This is a genomic window from Streptomyces sp. NPDC004732, from assembly GCF_040609235.1.
GTDB lineage: Bacteria > Actinomycetota > Actinomycetes > Streptomycetales > Streptomycetaceae > Streptomyces.
This window is the reverse complement of record NZ_JBEXJR010000007.1, coordinates 101,066-118,193: the sequence shown is the minus strand read 5'-3', so window position 1 is coordinate 118,193 and position 17,128 is coordinate 101,066. Positions and strand designations below refer to the sequence as shown.

Genomic DNA, 17,128 nt, shown 5'->3' with positions numbered 1-17,128 from the left:
TGGCCTGGACCAATTGGCAGGAGCCCCGCCGCACATTCCGTGCACCATACGTCCCACGTACCCGCAACTTCGGAGGTCGCGCCATGGCACCGAGCAATGACCCGACTCTGGAGCGCCTCGCCAACTCCGTGCTGCAGCCAGGATTCGAGGGCACCACGGCCCCCTCCTGGCTGCGCCGCAGGATCGCCGAGGGCCTGGGCTCCGTCGTACTGTTCGCGCGGAACATCGAGACGCCCGAGCAGGTCTCCCGGCTCACCTCGGACCTGCGCGCGGAGAACCCCGACCTGATCGTCGCCATCGACGAGGAGGCGGGCGACGTGACGCGCCTGGAGGCGTGGACCGGCTCGTCCCGGCCCGGCAATCTCGCCCTCGGCGCCGTCGACGACATCGACCTGACCGAGCGCGTGGCCCACGACATCGGCCGCGACCTGCACGCCGCGGGCGTCTCGCTCAACTTCGCGCCCAGCGCCGACGTGAACTCCAATCCGCTCAATCCGGTGATCGGCGTCCGCTCCTTCGGCTCCCGCACCGACGTCGTGTCCCGCCACACGGCCGCCTGGATCCGCGGTCTGCAGCAGGCCGGCGTCGCCGCCTGCGCCAAGCACTTCCCCGGCCACGGCGACACGGTCGTCGACTCGCACTTCGGCCTGCCCCAGGTGCAGGGCTCCGCCGAGGAGATCGCGCTCACCGCCCTGCCGCCGTTCATCGCGGCGATGGAGGCGGGGGTACGCGCCGTGATGACCGCGCACCTGCTCGCCCCCGCCTACGACCCGGACCTGCCCGCGACCCTCAGCCACCGCATCCTGGTGGAACTGCTGCGCGGCGAGCTGAACTTCGACGGGCTCCTTGTCACGGACGGCATCGAGATGGGCGCGGTCACCGACCGCTACGGCATCGACGGCGCGACGGTCAAGGCGGTGGCCGGTGGCGTGGACGCGGTGTGCGTGGGCGGCGAGAGCGCCGACGAGGCCACGTTCGACCTGCTCTCCACCGCGCTGGTGAAGGCGGTCATCGACGGCACGCTGCCCGAGGCCCGGCTCACCGAGGCGAGCAGGCGCGTACGGGAGTTCGCCGCCTGGTCCGGCGAGCGGTCCCGGGCCGTCGCCCGCGCGGCGGGACCCACCGACATCGGCCTGGTCGCGGCCCGCCGGGCCGTGCGGGTCCACCACCGCTCCGGCACGGCGAACGCGGCACTCCCCGTCGCGGGAGTGCCGCACGTCGTGGAGCTGTCCCCCACGATGAACCTGGCCGTCGACGGCCACACCCCCTGGGGCGTCGCCGTACCGCTGCGCGACCTGCGTCCCGGCACCACGTCCGTCCGCCTGACCGAGCCTGAGCTCGCCCACGCCGGGGACCTCCTCGACCGGGAGGCCCTGACCCCGGCGACGGGCCGCGCCCTGGTGGTCGTGGTCCGTGACGCGGCCCGGCACCGCTGGATGACCGACACCCTCAACCGCATCCTGCGGTGCCGCCCCGACGCCCTGGTCGTGGAGATGGGCGTCCCGGCGGGTGACGCACTCGGCGCCACCCACCTCATCACCCATGGTGCGACCCGTGTCTCGGGCATCGCGGCGGCGGAACTCCTCGCAGGGGGCGGACTCACCCCTTCAGCGGCCCCTCGCAGCTGAAGTCGGCGCTGCCCGCGCGGCCGTCGGACCAGATGTCGACCTTGCCGAACGAGCAGTTCATGTCGGCCAGGTTGTTGTCACCCGCCGAGGACCGTTCGAGGAGGAAGTAGTCGACCGTCTCCGACATGTCCTTGAACACGGCGTCGGTGTCGCCGGACGCGCTGAGGTTCGCGGTGATCCGGCCCGTGCAGGTGTACCGCGGACGCTCCGGCGCGCCGTTCGAGCGGCAGTCGGGCGTGATGCCCGTCGTCGCCTTGACGGAGGCGCGGACCTGGTCGGCGGTGGTGTCGCGGAGCTCGGCGAGCGGCACGTACTTCGTGTCGGGCACGAAGAGGTCGTCGACGTGCGCGATCTGCTTGTCGAGGAAGGCGTCGTACTGGCTCTGCAGTCCGCCGTCCTTGCCGAGCCGGTCGCGCCAGGCGTCGAAGCCCGCCGGACTGTCGGCCCGCAGATGGCCGTACATCTCCTTGAGCAGGCCCGGACGTTCGGTCCACAGGAACTCGAAGAACGTACCGGCGTAGTCGTAGAACCGGAAGCCGTCGCCGTCGTACGTGGCGTGCAGGAGCCGGTCCACGGTCATCCGCGGTCCACCGTTCGCCGTGTCGGCGATGATGCCCTTCACCAGTGACTTGCGGACCTTGATGCCGTCGTCACGGGTGGCGCCGTCGAAGAACTCGGCGGTGCCCTCGTCCATCGCGGTGGTCCGGTCGCCCTGGTACCACGGGCCTTCGCCGAAGAACCCGGGCACGGCCCAGCGGCCGTTGAGGTAGTGCGTGTACTCGTGGCGGAAGAGCTCCTCCAGTGTCAGCGTGGAGTCCTGCGGGACGCGCCGCTGGTAGGTGTAGAAGGTCGCGCCGCGCTCGATGTAGACGCCGCCGTTGTTGGTGTCCATCCCGGTGAGCAGCGGGTGATAGTTCTCGTAGTCGGCGCGCGAGGCGTAAAGGACCGTCGTCAGCGTGGTGTTGGGGTCTCCCGCCAGCGGCTCCTCGGTGCCGACGACCCGGTGGAACTGCGCCTTGACCTGCTTGCTCGCGTAGTAGAGCTGGTCGACGGTGCCCCGCTCCAGCGCCGTGCGGACCTTCATGCCGCCCTTGTCGTACGTGTAGGTCTGCGGGAAGAGGCGGCGCTCGATGTCGGCCTTGCACACCTTGTAGGGCGCGCAGGCGTCGAACTCGTTCAGCCAGGTGGCGACCTTCGCCCAAGGGGCGCTGCCCTCACCGAAGTTGCGGACGACGACGTCCACGAGCCCGCCGAGGCCGGAGACGATCTCACTGGTGAGCCCGTCGATCTGGCCGAACCTGCCGTACTCGCTCAGCGCGTCGCGCACCACCCAGTCGTTGGCGGTGCCCTTGAGGTGGGTGTATCCGCCGAAGGCCTTGAAGGCGGCGCGGTAGGAGGTGTCGGCCTTGACCGCGGCGTGGAAGGCGGCGTCCCTGTTGCCGGGGTACACGCCGAGGTAGCTCAGGGAGAGCGCGGCGAGCGTGGACCCGGCCCACGAGGCGTCCTTCGCCGTGTCGGGGTGCTTGGCGTCCATGGTGGTCAGCACCCGCTTGATCAGCGGGAGTTGGTGCTGACGCAGGCCCGGCGCGCTCGCCGCGTAGAGCGCCTCGCGCAGCGACTCGGCGTTGCTCCGGGTCACGTCGAAGGTGCGGCCCGCCGAGCCGAAGGCGTCGACGGCGCGCCGCATGGCGTCCACGGTCGGCGCGTCGGTGACGTCGATCTCGTCGTGCGAGAAGTCCTGGTAGGCGACGGCGTGCAGATACGTGAGCAGCTCCAGGAGGTTGCTGCCGTTCTTGCCGTCGTGGGCGGCCGCCAGCCTGGAGATACGGCCGGAGACGGCCTGGACGTGCGCGTCCGACATGACGGGGGCGAGTCGCGCGTCCCAGGTCCAGATGAGGGTGCGCAGACAGCCGTCGGCGGTGACGGCCGGGTCGGCGAGGAAGTCGGCGAACTTCTCGGGCGAGAGTCCGGTGACGCCGTCGAGGGTGCAGGGCACGGCTCCGGCTCGCGGCGCCGCGGCCCCCGCCTTCGGTTTCGGGGTGCGGGCGCCCGGGATGCGGCCGTCCTTGAGCCCACCGGGCGCCGGGACCTTGTAGGTGTTCGGCTTCGGGGCCTTCGCCCTGCGGTCGACCACGTCCAGGGGGTTCGGAGCGGCGGGGGCGGGCGGCGCGGCGGCGCGGGGCTTCGCTGCCGCCGCGGAGGAGGGCTCGGCCGCGTGTCCGAGCTGGACGGCCGAGGCGCAGAGAGTCGCCGCTATCGCGCCGGCGAGCACGGATCTCTGCAGGGTGCGTAGACGTATCTGGGACACCGATTGCTCCTGTGTGGGAGGTGGGGGCGTGAGGTGCTGCCCTGTGGGGCGGTCAGCGTCAACTGACCGTCACGCGGCGGTGGTTGCGGGGTTGCCTCATGGCCACTGCCGCGTCATGTGATGCGTAACGTAGTAATGTGATATTGCACTGACAACCCCTCAGGACACATCAACCGCACCGGAATTCGGGAACGTCCCCCGGGCTCAGGTGCCGTCGGCGGCTCCCGCGCCCGGCTCGCGCAGGGTGCGCAGGAGGAGCCAGCCGAGCGCGGGCAGCACGATCAGCGGGGCGAGGGCCGTCCGCAGGGAGGCGGCGTCCGCGACCGCCCCGATCAGCGGGCTCGCGAGGCCGCCGATGCTCACGGTCAGCCCCAGCGTCACGCCGCTCGCGGTGCCCATGCGCCGCGGCAGGTAGTCCTGCCCGAGGGTGATGTGCAGGGAGAACGGGACGTACAGACCGGCCGAGGTCAGCACGACGAAGACGTAGAGCGGCGGCCCGGGCACGAGGACGACTCCGGCCACCGCGAGGACCGTCAGGGCGTACGACCACCGGACGACGGGGAGGCGGCCGTACCGGGAGGCGAGCCGTCCGCCCGCGACGGTGCCGATCGCGCCGCCGAGGTAGAGGACGAACAGGGCGACGGTGCCCGAGACTTCACCTCCTCCGGTGCGCTCGCGCACGTACAGCGCGATGAACGTGCTCAGCCCGGTGAAGACGATCGAGCGGCAGACGACGGCGCCGGACAGCTTGAGGAAGGACGGCCAGTCGTCCTCGGCAGCCGGACCGGCAGCCTGCCCCTCCGATGCCGCCGCGTCCCGGGCCCTGACTCCCCGCAGCGCCGCCACGCACAGCACCGCCCCCGCGAGTGCGGGTACGACCAGGAGCGGGGAGGCGCGCAGGCCGCCCGTGGCGACGACGGCGGAGACCAGCAGGGGCGCGGTCGCGAAGCCGACGTTGCCGCCGAGCGAGAACCAGCTCATGGCGGCGTGGCTGCCCCGGCTCGCCTGCCGGGCCACGCGCGCGGCCTCCGGATGGTACGCGGCGACGCCGATGCCGGACACGGCGACGACCACCAGCGTCACCAGATAGTTCCCGCCGACCCCCGCGAACGCGACTCCGGCCCCGCCCACCACGGTGCTCACCGGCAGCAGCCACGGCATGGCCCACTTGTCGGTGAGCGCACCGAACAGCGGCTGCACGACGGAGGAGAGCAACGAGGCGGCGAGCACGATGCCGGACGCGGCGGCGTAGGTGTAGGCGCGCTCGGAGACGAAGTACGGGACGAGGGCGGCGATGGCGCCCTGGTAGACGTCCACACAGGCGTGGCTGAGGGCGAGGAGGGTGATGGGGCGGCGGGGGGCTTTTGCGGTGGGTCTGGCGGCTTCGGGTGGAGTGGCTGGAGGCGGGGTGACTGAGGGTGGAGTGACTGGAGGCTTGTGGGTCGGCACCGCCTCATCGTCGCCACGCCCCACCCTGGCCCGCTTCCGATAAAGTGCCAACCTGTGCCGAATATCCGCCACACCCCCGAAGCGCCCACCGCCACCCGGGCACTGTCCCCCGGCGAGCGCATCGACGCCCATCGCCACGACGACCACCAGATCGTCTATGCGGGCTCCGGAGTCGTGGCCGTCACCACCGACGCGGGCACCTGGTTCGCGCCGGGCACCCGGGCCATCTGGGTCCCCGCCGGATGCGTCCACGCACACCGCGCCCACGGCCACCTGGCCCTGCACCTGCTCGGCCTGCCCGCGGACACGAATCCGCTCGGCCTCGGCGCCCCGGCCGTGCTCGCCGTCAGCCCGCTCCTGCGCGAACTGATCCTCGCCTGCACCCGGACGCCGCAGGACGAGTCCCCCGAACGCGGACGCCTGCGCGCCGTGCTCCTCGACCAGCTGCGCGCCTCGCCCCAGCAGCCCGTACAGCTGCCGACCCCCTCGGACTCCCGCCTCGCGGCCGTCTGCGACCTGCTGCACGACGACCCCGCGGACCCGCGCGGTCTGGCCGAACTGGCCGCGGAGGCGGGCGCGGGCGAACGCACCCTGAGCCGCCTCTTCCGCCGCGAACTGGGCATGACGTTCCCGCAGTGGCGCACCCAACTGCGCCTCTACCACGCACTGCGCATGCTGGCCGACGACATGCCGGTCACATCGGTCGCGCACCGGTGCGGATGGGCGTCCACCAGCGCGTTCATCGATGTCTTCCGCCGGGCGTACGGATATACGCCCGGCACGCATCACCGCCGCGGCTGACGACGGCAACTCCCCTTCGTGCACGACCTCTTGGCAGCGCCAGTGCCATGTGAAATATTACTGCCGTGCTCACGAGACACCCGTCCGAACGGCCGCACTTCTCACCCCCTGCCCGCCCCACAGACCTCATCGTCGTGGGGGCGGGCGTGGTCGGCGCCGCATGTGCCTACTACGCCACCCGCGCCGGGCTCCACGTCACCGTCATCGACCGCGGCCCCGTCGCGGGCGGCACCACGGGCGCGGGCGAGGGCAACCTCCTCGTCTCCGACAAGGCCCCGGGCCCGGAACTCGAACTCGCGCTGTACTCAGCCAAGTTGTGGCAGGATCTGGCCGCCGACCTCCCCTCCCTCATCGAGTACGAGACGAAGGGCGGCGTGGTCGTCGCCTCGACCGAGCCCGCGCTCGCCGCCCTGCGCGACTTCGCCGCGGAGCAACGGCACGCGGGCGTCGAGGCCACCGAGGTCCCGGCCGACCGCCTCGCCGACCTCGAACCACATCTCGCACCGGGCCTGGCGGGCGGCGTCCACTACCCGCAGGACGCCCAGGTACAGCCCGCCCTCGCCGCCGCACACCTGCTGCGGGCGGCCGCCGACGCCGGACGCCTCACGGTCCGGCTCGGCGAGGAGGTCACCGCGGTCCTCACCGGGGCCAGGGGCGAGGTGCGGGGCGTCCGTACGCGGCGGGGCGAGGTGTGCGCACCGCACGTGCTCAACGCCGCCGGTACGTGGGGCGGCGAACTCGCCCGCATGGCGGGCCTGGAGCTGCCGGTGCTGCCCCGTCGCGGCTTCGTCCTCGTCACCGAACCGCTGCCGCGCGTGGTGCGCCACAAGGTGTACTCCGCCGAGTACGTCGCCGACGTCGCGAGCGGCTCGGCGGCGCTGCAGACCTCCGCCGTGGTGGAGGGCACTCCGGCGGGCCCGGTGCTGATCGGGGCGAGCCGGGAGCGGGTCGGCTTCGACCGGACCCTGTCGGTGGAGGTCCTGCGCCGCCTCGCGGGCCAGGCGGTACGCCTCTTCCCCGCCCTGGCCCAGGTCCGGGCGATCCGCACGTACGCAGGGTTCCGCCCCTACCTCCCGGACCACTTCCCGGCGATCGGCCCCGACCCGCGCCTCCCCGGTCTGCTGCACGCCTGCGGCCACGAGGGCGCGGGCATCGGCCTCGCTCCGGCGACCGGCGCACTGATCGCCGCCATGCTGACGGGCGGTGAACTCCCACTGGACGCGCGCCCGTTCGCGCCGGATCGCTTCGCACGAGAGGAGGCAGCCCGATGAAGCCGACCGATCTCGTGGGGGCCTCCCCCGAGGCGACCTTCACGATCACCTTCGACGGACGCCGACTCGACGCGCTGCCGGGCCAGTCGATCGCGGCCGTGCTCTGGTCCGCGGGAATCCTCGCCTGGCGGACCACCCGGGGCGGGGGGCGGCCGCGCGGGGCGTTCTGCGGCATCGGCCAGTGCTACGACTGCCTCGCGACCGTCAACGGCCGCCCCAACCGGCGCGCCTGCCTGGTCACCGCCCGCCCCGGCGACACGGTCACGACGCAGGAGGGGAACGGTCATGCCGGGTTCGACGACTGAGACGACTGAGGGGAGCGAGGCGTTGCCCGAGGGCGTGCCTGACGAACCGTACGATCTTGCGGTACTCGGCGCCGGTCCGGCAGGCCTCGCCGGTGCCGTGACCGCCGCCGAACTCGGTCTGTCTGTCGCCCTGTTGGACGCGGCGGCCCAACCGGGCGGCCAGTTCTACCGCCACCCCGCACCCGCCACGGGCGCCACCCGCCCCGAGGCCCTGCACCACGACTGGACCGCATTCGCCGACCTGCGCGACCGCCTGCGGAACGGCGACGTCACCTGCCTCTTCGGCCACCACGTCTGGACGGTGACGCGCGAGGCCGAGAACCACTGGACCGTTCACGCCCTCACGGGCGGCCACGGAGAACCCGGAGTACCCGGAGAACACGGAGAACACAGAGACCCCGGCGAGGAGGGACAGCGCCCGGTGAGCGTAAGGGCCCACGCGGTCCTCCTCACGACCGGCTCGTACGAGCGACACCTCCCCTTCCCCGGCTGGACGTTGCCGGGCGTGGTCGGCGCGGGCGGCGCCCAGGCCATGCTCAAGTCCGGCCTCGTCCTGCCCGGCAAACGCGTGGTCGTCGCGGGCAGCGGCCCGCTCCTGCTCGCCGTGGCCGCCTCGCTCGTCACGGCCGGGGCCGAGGTGCCCGAACTGCTCGACGGTTCCTCGTACTTCGGATACGCACGGCACCCCCGCGCACTCGCCGTCCAGCCCCACAAGGTGACGGAGGGCGCGCACCACGCCGGAGCCCTGCTGCGCCACCGGGTACGCGTGCGCACGCGCCACGCGGTCACCGAAGCACACGGCAAGGACCGCGTGGAAGCGGTGACGGTCTCGCGGCTCGACCGCACATGGCGTCCGATACCGGGAACGGAGCGCCGTATCGACTGCGACGCGCTGGCAGTCGGCCACGGCCTGGTCCCACAGATAGACCTGGCCACCAGTCTGGGCTGCGCCACCCGGCAGACGGTCGACGGCACGCACGCCCTGGCGCTCGGCCCGCTCCAGGAGACGTCGCTGCGCGGCCTGTGGGCGGCGGGCGAGACGTCAGGGGTCGGCGGAGCACAACAGGCCATGGTGGAGGGCGAATTGGCGGCGCTGGCCGTCGCGGCCCGACTGACCGGCCGACGCCCCGGCCCGCTCTCGCGCCTACGCTCCCTGCGGCGCCGCCGCGACCACATGAACGCCTTCGCCGACGTCATGGCCGCCGCACACGCGCCGGGCCACGGCTGGACGCGGTGGCTCTCCGACGACACCGACGTCTGCCGCTGCGAGGAGGTCCCCGCGGGCCGCATCCGCGAGGCCGTCACGGAGTACGGCGCCCGGGACACGCGCTCCGTGAAGCTCCTGACCCGGGCGGGCATGGGCTGGTGCCAGGGCCGGATGTGCGGCTGGGCGGTGTCCTGCCTGGCCGCACACTCCCCCACGCCGACACCCGGCCCCGAACCTTCCGGCGCAGACCGACGCCCACTGGCCACACCGGTGCCGCTGAACACCCTGGCCGCCCTGGAGCCGCAACCCCAGCCCCACCCCCGACCTCAACCCCATCCCCCCACCCCTCCCGCACTCCCTCCCCACCCGACCGAAGGGCAGCCGTCATGACCGCCGGACACTGGACCACCGACCGCCCCTGGCGCGGCATCATGGTCGCCACCGCGCTCCCCCTGCGCGACGACCTCTCCATCGACTACGACGCCTACGCCGAGCACGTCGGCCACCTCATAGGCAACGGCTGCGACGGCGTCGTGCCGAACGGCTCCCTGGGCGAGTACCAGACCCTCACCGACGACGAGCGCGCCCGCGTCGTCCGTACCGCCGTCGAGGCCGCGGGAGACGGGGCACGCGTGATGCCCGGCGTCGCCGCCTACGGCAGCGCGGAGTCCCGCCGCTGGGCCGAGCAGGCCGCGGAGGCGGGCTGCGGCTCCGTGCTCCTCCTGCCGCCGAACACCTACCGCGCCGACGAACAGGCCGTACGCTCCCACTACGCCGAGGTGGCCAAGTCCGGCCTGCCCGTGGTCGCGTACAACAATCCCCTCGACACCAGGGTCGACCTGACCCCTGAGCTGCTGGCCGGGCTGCACGGCGACGGCACGGTCGTAGCCGTGAAGGAGTTCACCGGCGATGTCCGCAGGGCGTACGAGATCGCCGAACTCGCGCCGGACCTCGACCTGTTGATCGGTGCGGACGACGTCCTGCTCGAACTCGCCCTGGCGGGTGCCGTCGGCTGGATCGCCGGATACCCGAACGCCTTCCCCGCCACCTGCGCGGAGCTCTACGACGCCGCCTGCGCCCACGACCTGGAGACGGCGCTGCCCCTCTACCGATCGCTGCACCCGCTCCTGCGCCAGGACTCCAAGACGGAGTTCGTGCAGTCCATCAAGCTCTCGATGGACATCGTGGGCCGCCGCGGCGGCCCGACCCGCCCCCCGCGCTCCCCGCTGTCCGGCGCCACGGAGGCGCTGGTGCGGTCGGCCACGGAAAAGGCGATGGCCGCGGGCCATCGCTGAACCGAAGCAAGAGCCTCAACCGGAGGGAAAGGGCCCATGCGCACCCGTCACGTCTTCCACGCCGTCGACTCGCACACCGAGGGCATGCCCACCCGTGTGATCACCGGCGGTGTCGGGGTGATCCCCGGCGCCACCATGGCCGACCGCAGACTCCACTTCATCGAGCACCTGGACCACCTGCGCACGCTCCTGATGTACGAGCCGCGCGGCCACTCCGCGATGAGCGGTGCCGTCCTCCAGCCCCCTACCCGGCCCGACGCCGACTACGGAGTCCTCTACATCGAGGTGTCCGGGCTCCTGCCGATGTGCGGCCACGGCACGATCGGCGTGGCGACCGTCCTGGTCGAGACCGGCATGGTGCAGGTGACCGAGCCGGTCACGACGGTCCGGCTGGACACTCCGGCGGGCCTGGTGGCCGTCGACGTACGGGTGACCGACGGCGCGGCCACATCGGCGACGCTCACCAACGTTCCCGCGTTCTGCGTGGCCCTGGACCGCAAGGTCGAGGTGCCGGGGCACGGCACGGTGACGTACGACATGGCCTACGGCGGAAACTTCTACGCCTTTGTGCAACTCGACGCGCTGGGGATGCCGTTCGACCGCTCCCGCAAGGACGACCTGCTCGCGGCGGGGCTCGCCGTCATGGACGCGATCAACGCGTCACCGGACCGCCCGACGCACCCCGAACAGCCGGACATCACCGGGGTCAAGCACGTCTACCTGGCCGCGCCCGGCTCGGACGCCCGTCGGTCCCGGCACGCGATGGCGATCCACCCGGGCTGGTTCGACCGCTCACCGTGCGGGACGGGCACGTCCGCACGCATGGCGCAGCTGCACGCGCGCGACGAGCTCCCGCTGGACCGCGACTTCGTCAACGAGTCGTTCATCGGCACGGAGTTCACGGGTCGGCTGGTGGAGGAGACCGAGGTGGCGGGGATGCCCGCGGTCGTTCCCCGGATCACCGGACGGGCCTGGATCACGGGCACCGCCCAGTACTTCCTGGACCCCGACGACCCGTTCCCCGCGGGTTTCCTCCTCTGAGTCCCCACCGAGCTTCCCGGCTCCTCCACCAGGTCCCCGCGCCTCCACCTGGGAGTTTCCTCGCCACCCGGCCCCCATTTGGCAACGTGACATTGTACTTTGGTGATCCGCGCGGGCGCGGGCACCACCGGAGGGGACACCATGGGGCACCTGAAGCAGAAGAACCTCATCACCACCAGGGAGCGGCTGCGCGACCAGGTCGGCCACGCCCTGCGGGCCGCCCTGATCTCCGGCGAGCTGCGCCCCGGCGAGATCTACTCCGCGCCCGGCCTGGCCGAGGACTTCGGCATCTCGGCGACGCCGGTGCGCGAGGCGATGCTCGACCTGGCCCGTGAGGGTCTCGTCGAGCCCGTCCGCAACAAGGGCTTCCGGGTCACCGAGGTCAACGAACGCGATCTCGACCAGTACACGGAGATCCGCGGCCTGATCGAGGTCCCCATGATCGGACGGATCACGCGCACCGCGGCCAGGGAGGACCTGGAGGTGCTGCGTCCGGTCGCCGAGGAGATCGTGCGCGCCGCCCGCGACCACGATCTCATCGCCTACCTGGAGGCCGACCGCCGCTTCCACCTCTCGCTCCTCGCCCTCTCGGGCAACGACCGTCTTGTCGAGACGGTCGGCGACCTCCGCAAGCGCTCCCGCCTCTACGGCCTCACCGCACTCGACGAGCGCGACCAGCTGACCCCCTCGGCCGAGGAGCACATCGAGCTCCTGGACCTGATGCTGGCGGGCGACGCCAAGGGCGCGGAGAAGTGCATGGCGCGCCACCTGGGCCACGTGCGATCGCTGTGGGCCACGACCTGAGGCTCCCCCTCCATCAGCCGAAGTCGTCGGGGACGACGCGGAGTTTCTGCGCAATGCGGACGAGGGCCTTCTGGTCGGCCGTGTTGAGCGAATCGAGGACCATGCGGCGCACGGAGCGCAGGTGCGTGGGCGCGGCCAGCCGCACGATGTCGAAGCCGGTGTCGGTGAGTTCGGCGAGGGTGTAGCGGCCGTCGGCCGGGTCGGGTGACCGTACGACCCAGCCGCGCCGCTCACAGCGCTTGATGACGTTGGACAGACGGGAGAGCGATCCGCTGGCGAGGAAGGCGAGCTCGCCCATCCGCAGCGTGCGCTTCGGCGCCTCGGAGAGGTGGCTGAGCACGAGGTACTCGAACAGGGTGAGGTCGTGGTCCTGCCGCAGCGGCGACTCCAGCTTGCCGGGCAGCAGCAGAACGAGGGAGATCAGCCCCGTCCACGCCGCCTTCTCCTGCTCGTCGAGCCAGCGCAGCTCCTCGTCGCCCTCGTGCTCGCCCGTGCCGCTCATGGGCCCTCCCGTACCGCTCATGAATCTTCCCGCCTCTTCCGGCAAAGTCCGCCATCACTTCACACATGAAGTCATTGCCTGCTACTGTCACTTTACGCGTGAACTCAAGCGCGGGAAAACGCACACCCATGCAAGGGAAGAGGAAGCATCATGAGCACCGTCACCTTCGGCATCGTTCCGGGCTACGGCGAGAAGCTGCACGCGGCCCTCGGCTACAGCGGGGCCGTCCGCGTCGACGACCGGGTCGAGATCTCCGGCCAGGCCGGGGTGGACGACGACCTGGCCATCCCCGACGCACTGGAAGACGAGATCGTCCAGGCCTTCGACAACGTGGAGCGCGCACTCGCCACGGTCGGCGCGACCTGGCAGGACGTCATCCACGTCAACTCGTACCACAAGGTCGCACCGGGTGATGACGCCATCGGCGAGGACCACAACAGGGTCATGGCCGAGCAGTTCCGCCGTCGCCTCAACGGCCGCGCGCCGATCTGGACCGAGACCGGCGTCACGGTCCTCGGCCTCGCCGCCATGCGCGTGGAGATCCGCGTCACCGCCATCCTCGGCTCCGGGAACTGACGCAGCACCAACGGGACGACACCGGCAACGTATGGTCAAAATCTGGACGGGACGGTACCGTCCAGATGGCCGGTGAAGACCGGCCGGAACGAGGAGGTTGTGATGGCTGAGCGACTCGACGCCGCTGCCCGTCGCCAGCGCGTCCATGACGTCATGGACCGCATGCACGAAGTGCTCCTGGCGCACGACATGATGGGTTTCGCGGACTTGTGGGCCCCTGACGGCGTCATGGAGTTCCCCTTCGCCCCTCCGGGTCATGCGAACCTGAGCGGCCGCGAGGAGGTCAGGGAGTACGTGCGCTCCTATGCCGACCACGTCGACCTGCAGAGCATCCGCCATCAGACGCGCCACGAGACGGCCGACCCGGACGTGATGATCGTCGAGTGGGGCGTGGGCGGGACCGCACTGGCCACCGGCCGACGGTACGACATCGACTACGTCGGAGTGATCCGCGTGGGCGAGCAGGGCATCGTGTCCTACAAGGACTACTGGAATCCGCTGGCCGCCGGCCACGCACTGGGATCCCTGCCCCAGATCGTGGACGCCGTCACCGGCGAGAAGCCCCTCACCGAGATCCTCACCGCGCAGGAGCAGTCATGAACGCGACACCTAGGATCCTGGTGCTCGGCGCCAGCGGAAACACGGGCGGCGCGGTGGCGAAGAGCTTGCGGGGCTCCGGGGCGCCCAGCTCCGGGGTGCCGATCCGCACCACCTCGACGAAGGACGTCCGGAGCACCGGCACTGACCACGTGAGGTTCGACTGGTCCGACCCGGGCACCTACGCGACGGCTGTGGCCGGGGTGGACCGCATCTACCTCATCGCGCCGGTCGGCGTGGCCGACCCCGTCCCGCCGGTCGAGGCCTTTCTCGCCGAGGCGCGGCGGGCCGGGGTGCGGCGGGCGGTGTTCCTCAGTTCATCGGCCGTCCGGACAGGCGACCCGGGCCTGGGACAGGTGGCTTCGCTCGTCCAGTCCGTCATGCCGGAATGGGCGGTGCTCCGGCCGTCGTGGTTCATGCAGAACTTCGTCGGCAGGCACCCGCTCGCGGAAGCGATCCGCTCCTCGCAGGAGTTCGTCACCGCGACCGGCAGCGGGAAGCAGGCGTTCGTCGACGCCGGGGACATCGGTGCCACCGCTGCCGCTCTCCTCGTCGACGATGCCGCGCACAACAGCGAGTTCTTCGTCACCGGGCCGGAGTCGATCAGCTATGACGATGCGGCGGCCGTCCTCACCGAGGCCACCGGCAAGCCGATCCGGCACATCGCGGTCAGCGTCGAACAGCGGGTGCGGCAGTACGTCGATTCCGGCTACCCCGCAGACTTCTCCGCCTCGCTGGCCAGTCTCGACGATCTCATCCGTACCGGTCAGAACGACTTCGTGGCCGATACCGTCAGCCGTTTCACCGGCCGCCCACCGCGCTCCCTCAAGGAGTTCATGAGCGAACACCGGGACAAGCTGCTCACGCCCTGACCATATGGTCGGAACGGTACCGTCCAAATGTTAGGCTCCCCGCCATGGAGCCCGGAGACCGTGAGAAGAGGAAGCCCACCGGTGCCGCGGTGCTCCAGTTGGAGTTGACGGAAGCAATCGTCGACATCGCCCTGGACGAGCTCGCGGCAAAGGGTTTCGGACGCTTCTCGATGGAAGCTGTCGCCAAACGCGCCGGGGTGGGAAAGAGCGCGCTCTACCGTCGCTGGCCGTCCAAGAGCGCTCTGGCGGTTTCCGCCCTGTCCCAGCTCAGCGTCCCGCTCGCGGAAACTCCCGACACCGGGTCACTGCGGGGCGATCTCCGGGCCGTGCTCGCCGCGGTTCTGTCATGGCTGGACGACCCCAGGTTCGGTCGGATCCTCCCCGACGTGGTCGCCGAGGCGCTGCGCAACGAAGAACTCGCCGAAGCGCTCACCGCGAATGTGGGAGACCCCCGGCGCGAGAGAGGCGAAGCCCTCATCGACCGGGCGGTCGCCCGGCGGGAACTCCCGGAGGACGTCGATCGCGAACTCATGCTCGACCTGTTGGCCGCTCCGATCTTCTGGCGCCTGACAGTGCGTCGCCTGCCCGTGGGCCAGGAGTTCCTGGACTCGCTCGTCGACATGCTGATCCGTGCGCTGGGAGCGCAGCCGGAGACGCCCCGTCAGTAGTCCGCACGTGCGGCGCAGCACCCGGCCCGACCACTCACCCCGACCACCCGGCCCGACGGCCCGGAGACAACAAAAAACCGGTGAGTCGTAACGACTCACCGGCATCTCGTGAAAGCTTCCGGACGATTTCGCGAACCGTCCGCCGCTCTGCTCTATGTCTGCTCTGTGTCCGAGGGGGGACTTGAACCCCCACGCCCGATAAAGGGCACTAGCACCTCAAGCTAGCGCGTCTGCCATTCCGCCACCCGGACTAGGTGTCTGCCGCCGTGCGGTGTGTTCCCCGCGGCGACATGGACAACAATACCAAGGTTTCGGAGTGCCTTTCACCTGCGTATCCGCACGCCGACCACGGGATCCGCAGCTCCCCGCACCACCCCGCCTACAGTCTCACCATGAGTGACGGGTTGATTACCGACGGGACCGGAAGGCTCGGCGACGTGAAGGTGCGCCGCCCCCGGATGCTGTCCCCTCTCCGCGAGCACCTGCGGGACACCATGTGGTTCGCGCCGACCGCGGGGCTGCTGGGGGCCATCCTCCTGTGGTGGGTCGCGGCGGAGCTGGACTCGGAGATCGTTGCGGCGCTGCAGGACTCCGGGGACTACGACCAGATCAAGGACCTGATGGGGATCGCCGACGACGCGAAGGCGGTGATCAGCACCATCGGCAGCGCCATGATGACCTTCATCGGTGTCGTCTTCAGCATCTCCCTCGTGGCCGTGCAGATGGCCAGCGGCCAGTTCAGCCCGCGGGTGGTGCGGCTGTACGTACGGTCCCGCATCACCAAGATCACGCTCACCGTCTTCATGGCGACGTTCCTCTTCTCCCTGCTGACGCTCACCTCGTTCGACAGCGAGCGGGACCCCCGCCTCCTGACGAGCGTGCCGCTGGTCGAGGCGGTGCTCGCGATGGCGATGGTGCTGCTGAGCCTGCTGCTGTTCGTGGCCTACGTGAACGGGACGGTCCGGATGATGCGGATCGGCTTCGTGATCGACAGGATCGCCCGCGAGTCGTTCCGGGTGGCCGTGAAGCAGCCCACGGAGCTCCCGGTGGACACGGAGCAGCTCGGGCCGGAGACCGCCCGGGTCAAGCATCTGGGCCGGGCGGGCGTGCTGCGGGACGTGAACATCGCGCGGGCCGTGCGCGCGGCCCGGCGGCAGGGGGTCGTACTGCGGCTGATCCCCCGGATCGGGGACTTCGTGGTGCCGGGGACGCCTGTGTTCACGGTGCACGGCGGGGCGGCACCGTCCCGGCGAGCTCTCGGCTACACCGTGTCCGTGGGCGTGGAGCGCACCTTCCACCAGGATCTCGCGTTCGGCCTGCGACAACTCTCCGACATCGCGCTGCGTGCCCTGTCCCCCGCGGTCAACGATCCGACGACCGCCGTGCAGGCCCTGGACCGCATCGTGCAGTTCCTCGCGTCGATCGCCCCCTACCCCTTGGGTGCGCTCGGGCACCGGGACCGGCGCGGCGCACTTCGGCTCGTGCAGTCGGTGCCGGACTGGACCGCCCTCGCCGATCTGGGCTTCACCGAGATCAGAGGAGCCGCGATCGGCAACCCCCAGGTGACCCGGCGCATGCTCGCCGGGCTCGACGACCTGCTGCTCCTCGTCCCCGAGGAACGACGCGAGCCCCTCCTACGACACCGCGAGCTCCTCGCCCAGGCCGTGGAACGCTCAGTACCGGAGGCGGCGGACCGAACGTTCGCCCTCCTGCCGGACCGCCAGGGGATCGGCTGATCGGAGCACGGGGCGTGCGGGTGTGCGGGTGTGCGGGGCTGTGGGTGTGCCAGCCGCGTTCACCGGCA

Annotated in this window: 16 protein-coding genes and 1 tRNA gene; 13 read left to right on the top strand and 4 right to left on the bottom strand. The window is 71.2% G+C overall.

The features are described 5' to 3' along the window. The first annotated feature begins 83 nt into the window (after positions 1–83). The gene (locus tag ABZV77_RS21960; RefSeq protein ID WP_356259298.1) at positions 84–1,628 is read left to right on the top strand and encodes a glycoside hydrolase family 3 N-terminal domain-containing protein; all 1,545 of its coding nucleotides are present in this window, start codon (positions 84–86) and stop codon (positions 1,626–1,628) included. On the opposite strand, the gene ABZV77_RS21955 is transcribed toward ABZV77_RS21960, so the two are convergent. Further along, positions 1,600–3,936, bottom strand: a complete 2,337-nt coding sequence (locus ABZV77_RS21955; RefSeq protein WP_356259295.1) for a collagenase — start codon at positions 3,934–3,936, stop codon at positions 1,600–1,602. The two genes, ABZV77_RS21960 and ABZV77_RS21955, sit on opposite strands and share 29 nt — an antisense overlap. A 204-nt stretch (positions 3,937–4,140) precedes the next feature. After that, on the bottom strand, positions 4,141–5,283 hold the full coding sequence (locus ABZV77_RS21950; protein WP_356260175.1) for an MFS transporter: 1,143 nt from the start codon (positions 5,281–5,283) through the stop codon (positions 4,141–4,143). Positions 5,284–5,439: 156 nt separating this feature from the next. Here ABZV77_RS21950 and ABZV77_RS21945 point away from each other — a divergent pair, with 156 nt between their 5' ends. The 7 genes from ABZV77_RS21945 to ABZV77_RS21915 all read left to right on the top strand — a co-directional run bounded on the left by ABZV77_RS21945 (position 5,440) and on the right by ABZV77_RS21915 (position 12,109). Next, complete coding sequence (locus tag ABZV77_RS21945; protein WP_356259293.1) at positions 5,440–6,186, top strand: helix-turn-helix transcriptional regulator; 747 nt, start codon at positions 5,440–5,442, stop codon at positions 6,184–6,186. A gap of 65 nt (positions 6,187–6,251) precedes the next feature. Then, complete coding sequence (locus tag ABZV77_RS21940; protein WP_356259291.1) at positions 6,252–7,457, top strand: FAD-binding oxidoreductase; 1,206 nt, start codon at positions 6,252–6,254, stop codon at positions 7,455–7,457. After that, positions 7,454–7,762, top strand: coding sequence for a (2Fe-2S)-binding protein (locus ABZV77_RS21935; RefSeq protein ID WP_356259289.1), 309 nt, complete (start codon positions 7,454–7,456; stop codon positions 7,760–7,762). Before ABZV77_RS21940 ends, ABZV77_RS21935 begins: the two co-directional genes overlap by 4 nt. Positions 7,763–7,796: 34 nt before the next feature. Beyond that, a complete protein-coding gene (locus ABZV77_RS21930) occupies positions 7,797–9,359 on the top strand; it encodes an NAD(P)/FAD-dependent oxidoreductase (RefSeq protein WP_356259287.1) in 1,563 nt (520 codons plus the stop codon). Then, positions 9,356–10,264, top strand: a complete 909-nt coding sequence (locus ABZV77_RS21925) for a dihydrodipicolinate synthase family protein (RefSeq protein ID WP_356259285.1) — start codon at positions 9,356–9,358, stop codon at positions 10,262–10,264. The genes ABZV77_RS21930 and ABZV77_RS21925 overlap by 4 nt, the downstream gene beginning before the upstream one ends. A gap of 36 nt (positions 10,265–10,300) precedes the next feature. Then, entirely contained in the window at positions 10,301–11,305 is a 1,005-nt protein-coding gene (locus tag ABZV77_RS21920; protein WP_356259282.1) for a proline racemase family protein, read from the top strand. Positions 11,306–11,446: 141 nt separating this feature from the next. Continuing rightward, the gene (locus tag ABZV77_RS21915) at positions 11,447–12,109 is read left to right on the top strand and encodes a GntR family transcriptional regulator (protein WP_356259280.1); all 663 of its coding nucleotides are present in this window, start codon (positions 11,447–11,449) and stop codon (positions 12,107–12,109) included. A gap of 13 nt (positions 12,110–12,122) precedes the next feature. Here ABZV77_RS21915 and ABZV77_RS21910 read toward each other — a convergent pair whose 3' ends face one another. After that, positions 12,123–12,611 (bottom strand): MarR family transcriptional regulator, encoded by a 489-nt coding sequence (locus ABZV77_RS21910; RefSeq protein WP_356259278.1) that lies wholly within the window; start codon positions 12,609–12,611, stop codon positions 12,123–12,125. Positions 12,612–12,761: 150 nt separating this feature from the next. Between ABZV77_RS21910 and ABZV77_RS21905 the strand changes: the two genes are divergently transcribed. The 4 genes from ABZV77_RS21905 (at position 12,762) to ABZV77_RS21890 (ending at position 15,324) form a co-directional block, all read left to right on the top strand. Then, the gene (locus ABZV77_RS21905) at positions 12,762–13,187 is read left to right on the top strand and encodes a Rid family hydrolase (RefSeq protein ID WP_356259275.1); all 426 of its coding nucleotides are present in this window, start codon (positions 12,762–12,764) and stop codon (positions 13,185–13,187) included. 102 nt (positions 13,188–13,289) lie between these two features. Next, on the top strand, positions 13,290–13,787 hold the full coding sequence (locus ABZV77_RS21900) for a nuclear transport factor 2 family protein (RefSeq protein WP_356259272.1): 498 nt from the start codon (positions 13,290–13,292) through the stop codon (positions 13,785–13,787). After that, positions 13,784–14,656: an NAD(P)H-binding protein gene (locus ABZV77_RS21895; RefSeq protein WP_356259269.1), complete on the top strand. Its 873-nt coding sequence runs from the start codon at positions 13,784–13,786 to the stop codon at positions 14,654–14,656. Before ABZV77_RS21900 ends, ABZV77_RS21895 begins: the two co-directional genes overlap by 4 nt. Positions 14,657–14,700: 44 nt before the next feature. After that, on the top strand, positions 14,701–15,324 hold the full coding sequence (locus ABZV77_RS21890) for a TetR/AcrR family transcriptional regulator (RefSeq protein ID WP_356259267.1): 624 nt from the start codon (positions 14,701–14,703) through the stop codon (positions 15,322–15,324). 166 nt (positions 15,325–15,490) lie between these two features. Here ABZV77_RS21890 and ABZV77_RS21885 read toward each other — a convergent pair. Beyond that, positions 15,491–15,575: transfer RNA gene (locus ABZV77_RS21885), tRNA-Leu, on the bottom strand. A gap of 141 nt (positions 15,576–15,716) precedes the next feature. Between ABZV77_RS21885 and ABZV77_RS21880 the strand changes: the two genes are divergently transcribed. After that, positions 15,717–17,060 (top strand): DUF2254 domain-containing protein, encoded by a 1,344-nt coding sequence (locus ABZV77_RS21880; protein WP_356259264.1) that lies wholly within the window; start codon positions 15,717–15,719, stop codon positions 17,058–17,060. The last annotated feature ends 68 nt before the right edge of the window (positions 17,061–17,128 follow it).

Excerpts from the sequence above, each read along its gene's own strand:
- ABZV77_RS21900 (WP_356259272.1), top strand. The coding sequence starts at position 13,290 with ATGGCTGAGCGACTCGACGCCGCTGCCCGTCGCCAGCGCGTCCATGAC.
- ABZV77_RS21935 (WP_356259289.1), top strand. The coding sequence starts at position 7,454 with ATGAAGCCGACCGATCTCGTGGGGGCCTCCCCCGAGGCGACCTTCACG.
- ABZV77_RS21910 (WP_356259278.1), bottom strand. The coding sequence starts at position 12,611 with ATGAGCGGCACGGGCGAGCACGAGGGCGACGAGGAGCTGCGCTGGCTC.
- ABZV77_RS21920 (WP_356259282.1), top strand. The coding sequence starts at position 10,301 with ATGCGCACCCGTCACGTCTTCCACGCCGTCGACTCGCACACCGAGGGC.
- ABZV77_RS21925 (WP_356259285.1), top strand. The coding sequence starts at position 9,356 with ATGACCGCCGGACACTGGACCACCGACCGCCCCTGGCGCGGCATCATG.
- ABZV77_RS21890 (WP_356259267.1), top strand. The coding sequence starts at position 14,701 with ATGGAGCCCGGAGACCGTGAGAAGAGGAAGCCCACCGGTGCCGCGGTG.
- ABZV77_RS21960 (WP_356259298.1), top strand. The coding sequence starts at position 84 with ATGGCACCGAGCAATGACCCGACTCTGGAGCGCCTCGCCAACTCCGTG.
- ABZV77_RS21915 (WP_356259280.1), top strand. The coding sequence starts at position 11,447 with ATGGGGCACCTGAAGCAGAAGAACCTCATCACCACCAGGGAGCGGCTG.
- ABZV77_RS21880 (WP_356259264.1), top strand. The coding sequence starts at position 15,717 with ATGAGTGACGGGTTGATTACCGACGGGACCGGAAGGCTCGGCGACGTG.
- ABZV77_RS21895 (WP_356259269.1), top strand. The coding sequence starts at position 13,784 with ATGAACGCGACACCTAGGATCCTGGTGCTCGGCGCCAGCGGAAACACG.
- ABZV77_RS21905 (WP_356259275.1), top strand. The coding sequence starts at position 12,762 with ATGAGCACCGTCACCTTCGGCATCGTTCCGGGCTACGGCGAGAAGCTG.